The 3,315-nt window shown below is 51.7% G+C and carries 5 protein-coding genes; all 5 read left to right on the plus strand.

Features of this window, described 5'->3' with window-relative positions; translation table 11 throughout:
• Positions 1–104 precede the first annotated feature (104 nt).
• Complete coding sequence (locus tag HMPREF9163_RS11375; RefSeq protein ID WP_037347173.1) at positions 105–1,415, plus strand: site-specific DNA-methyltransferase; 1,311 nt, start codon at positions 105–107, stop codon at positions 1,413–1,415.
• Positions 1,381–2,028: an HNH endonuclease gene (locus tag HMPREF9163_RS11380; RefSeq protein WP_009441959.1), complete on the plus strand. Its 648-nt coding sequence runs from the start codon at positions 1,381–1,383 to the stop codon at positions 2,026–2,028. Before HMPREF9163_RS11375 ends, HMPREF9163_RS11380 begins: the two co-directional genes overlap by 35 nt.
• A gap of 19 nt (positions 2,029–2,047) precedes the next feature.
• Positions 2,048–2,587: an N-acetylmuramoyl-L-alanine amidase gene (locus HMPREF9163_RS11385; protein ID WP_009441960.1), complete on the plus strand. Its 540-nt coding sequence runs from the start codon at positions 2,048–2,050 to the stop codon at positions 2,585–2,587.
• A gap of 2 nt (positions 2,588–2,589) precedes the next feature.
• Positions 2,590–2,871 carry a hypothetical protein gene (locus tag HMPREF9163_RS11390; RefSeq protein WP_037347181.1) on the plus strand — a complete coding sequence of 94 codons (282 nt, stop codon included), beginning with the start codon at positions 2,590–2,592 and terminating at the stop codon, positions 2,869–2,871.
• 14 nt (positions 2,872–2,885) lie between these two features.
• Positions 2,886–3,315, plus strand: a 430-nt coding sequence (locus tag HMPREF9163_RS11395; RefSeq protein ID WP_255351108.1) for a DNA cytosine methyltransferase, incomplete at its 3' end; no start/stop codon positions are given.

Raw genomic sequence — 3,315 nt, forward strand, 5'->3', positions numbered from 1 at the left:
GTTCAAGGAGGGGATGAGATGAGCGGGAAGATTAGCTGAGACGCAGCTCAACAACATACAGATGGCGACGTAGGTCGCTTTTTTTATTGCAGGAGGTGTACATCTTGAGAAAAACCACATCCGAAATGCAGCTCGTCCCCATCGGAAAGCTCGTGCCTTATGTAAACAATGCCCGTACCCACTCGAAGGAGCAGATCACCAAGCTGCGCTCGTCTTTGCGTGAGTTCGGCTTTGTGAATCCCGTCATCATCGACCGGGAGTTCAACGTCATAGCGGGACATGGCAGAATCCTCGCCGCGAAGGAGGAGAATATCGAGCAGGTTCCGTGTGTATTTGTGGATTACCTCACGGAAGCGCAGAAGAAAGCATACATCCTTGCGGACAACCGTTTCGCTCTCGATGCGGGATGGGATGAAGATATGTTGCGCGTCGAGATGGAAGCGTTGCAGGATATGGACTTTGACATCTCGCTCACGGGCTTCGACGAAGCTGAAATCGCTGATCTGTTTGCCGCAGACGATAACGAGGCGCAGGAAGATGATTTCGACGAAGATGCCGCCCTGCAGGCAGAGGCTTTCGTAAAAACCGGTGAGTTGTGGCTTTTGGGCAAGCATCGTCTCCTTTGTGCCGACTCTACAAAACCCGAGGATGTAAAACTTCTCATGGACGGCAAAAAGGCGAATGTGTGCATTACCGACCCGCCGTATGCGTGCAACTACACAGGCGGCACCGGCATGAAAATCATGAATGACAACCTGAAAGGTGAGGAGTTCTATCAGTTCCTGCTTTCGGCATTCAAAAACGCCTATGAGAATCTCGCGGATGGGGCTGCCATATACATTTTTCACTCGGATGCGGAAAAGGTCAATTTCTACAATGCCGTTGTTGCTGCCGGATTTCACTACTCAACAACCTGTATCTGGGTAAAACAGTCTCTTGTTCTGGGACGCTTTGATTATCAAATGCGCCATGAGCCTGTCATTTACGCATTCAAGGACACCGTGAAGCACAAATTCTACGGTGACAGAAAGCAGACCACCGTTTGGGAATTTGACCGACCGAGCAAGTCGAAACTGCACCCGACAACGAAACCGCTGCCGCTCATCGCATACCCCATGAAAAACTCCTCGCTGGTCAACAGCATCGTCTTGGATTTGTTCGGTGGCAGCGGCTCGACACTGATGGCAGCGGAACAAATGGATCGCACGGCATATCTGATGGAACTTGATCCTGTTTATGTCTCGGCGATTGTGCGCCGTTTTGTGGCATATCGTGGAAATACGGAGGACGTGTATATCATCCGTGATGGGCAAAAGCTCCCCTGCTCCGAGGTATATATCCCCTCAGCAGAAGAGCTTGGCATGAAGGATAGTGCGATAAATGACATTCAAAAAGGGCGGAAGAAAGGAGGATGAGGACGTGTGCAATGTGAAATATACGTTTTCCGAGGACGGGAGCATTGCCTACGGGCATCTTCCTGACGGTATCGTTTTTATGGTGGACACTTCATCTTTGGATAAGATCGCCGGAATCAGCTTTTATCGCAATTACCGTGATTTGACGGGAAAAATCCTTTACGTGATGGACAGATACAGAAAACAGCTGCATCGTCATCTGGTGGATGTCCCCAAAGGCTATGAAGTCGATCATATCAATCTGGACACGTTGGACAATCGCCTATGCAATCTCAGAATTTGTACGCATCAGCAGAATCAGTGCAACCAACCACGGCAGAGAAACAACACCTCTGGGGTGACGGGTGTCAGCTTCTACAAACCTCGCGGGAAATATCGTGCGAGAATCAAGATTTGTCAGCATGATATACACCTTGGTTATTATCAAACATTTGAAGAAGCTGTTCAGGCGCGGAATGTGGGAATGGCCTGTATGTTCGGGGATTACGGACGGTATGACGAGGTGGAAGAAATTCCTCCGTGGATAGAAGAAGATGTCATCAACCGATGTAAACGGTTCGTGGATTTATCAATCTGCGAATCGTTTATTGATTTTGTGAAGAGTGCGGCGTAATGCCAAAGGAGGAATCTTGATGCGTGTGTTTTTGAATCCGGGTCACGCTCCGGATGGCAATCCCGACCCTGGTGCGTGCGGGTATGGGCTGCGGGAATGCGATGTTGCAAAGAATGTCGCTGACCTTGTGGCGGGCTATCTTACTGCTGCAGGTGTAGAAGTTGTGGGATGTTTGCAGTCGGACAGCTTGGAGGAAGTCGTTGACTCTTCCAACCGCAGCGATGCGGCCGTATTCATCTCCATCCACTGCAACGCCTGTAATGGCAGTGCGAACGGAACGGAGGTATGGCACTTCTACGGAAGCGGCGAAGGGGAGAAGCTGGCACAGTGCATCCAGAATCAGATCGTGGATGCGATCGGAACTGTGGATCGCGGCGTGAAGGGTGCAAAGCCCGGTGTTAACGGTCTGTACGTTCTGAGCAACACCGATGCGGTCGCCATACTTGTGGAGCTTGCGTTTATCGACCATGCGGGTGATGCACAGTTGCTCCGCAGTCGGCAGGATGAATTCGCGCGTGCGATTGCACGCGGAGTAACGGACTATGAAGGAGAGTGCTGAAGATGAAACTGGAACACATTCAAAATGAGTTGAAGAATCATGTGGGGGATTTCGTGCGGACGGAGGCAAAGGAAGCGACCGTTCTTTGGCTGCACGAGAAAGGACTCCCGGCGGCGTGTGAAGTATCGGCGGCGTATACGGCGGCACTTCGCGAGAGTGCCGAGAAGGAAACGGGATGGTGCAGATTCCGCGACCGCATCTTCTTGCCGCTTGTCATCGACGGGGCAATCTGGATGACGGGCAAGATGCTTGAGCGCATGACTTCCCCTCATTCTGTGAAATGATGACGCTCGGGAGTTTGTTTGACGGGAGTGGAGGATTCACACTCGGTGCTGTTCTTGCGGGGATTACACCAAAGTGGGCATCGGAGGTTGAGCCGTTCCCGATTCGCGTCACCACGAAGCGGCTTCCCTCCGTCAAACATCTTGGAGACATTCATAACATCCGAGGAGACAAAATAGAGCCTGTGGACATTATCACGTTCGGTTCGCCCTGTACGAATCTCAGCATCGCAGGACGGCGGGAAGGTCTGCATGGGCAGGAGTCCATACTGTTCTTCGAGGCTATTCGTATCGTTCGGGAAATGAGGAGGGGGACGGATGGGAAATATCCGAGATTCATCGTGTGGGAAAACGTCGCGGGAGCATTCTCGAGTTCCGGGGGGCGGGACTTCCAATCTGTCCTTACGGAGATTGTCCGCATCAAAGAGCCGGAAGCACCCGAGGTGC

The sequence above is a fragment of the Selenomonas sp. oral taxon 138 str. F0429 genome, assembly GCF_000318175.2.
Lineage (GTDB): Bacteria > Bacillota > Negativicutes > Selenomonadales > Selenomonadaceae > Centipeda > Centipeda timonae.

Bases quoted from the DNA above. Each gene is read 5' to 3' on its own strand.
- HMPREF9163_RS11390 (WP_037347181.1), top strand. From the start codon at position 2,590: ATGAAACTGGAACACATTCAAAATGAGTTGAAGAATCATGTGGGGGAT.
- HMPREF9163_RS11385 (WP_009441960.1), top strand. From the start codon at position 2,048: ATGCGTGTGTTTTTGAATCCGGGTCACGCTCCGGATGGCAATCCCGAC.
- HMPREF9163_RS11380 (WP_009441959.1), top strand. From the start codon at position 1,381: ATGACATTCAAAAAGGGCGGAAGAAAGGAGGATGAGGACGTGTGCAAT.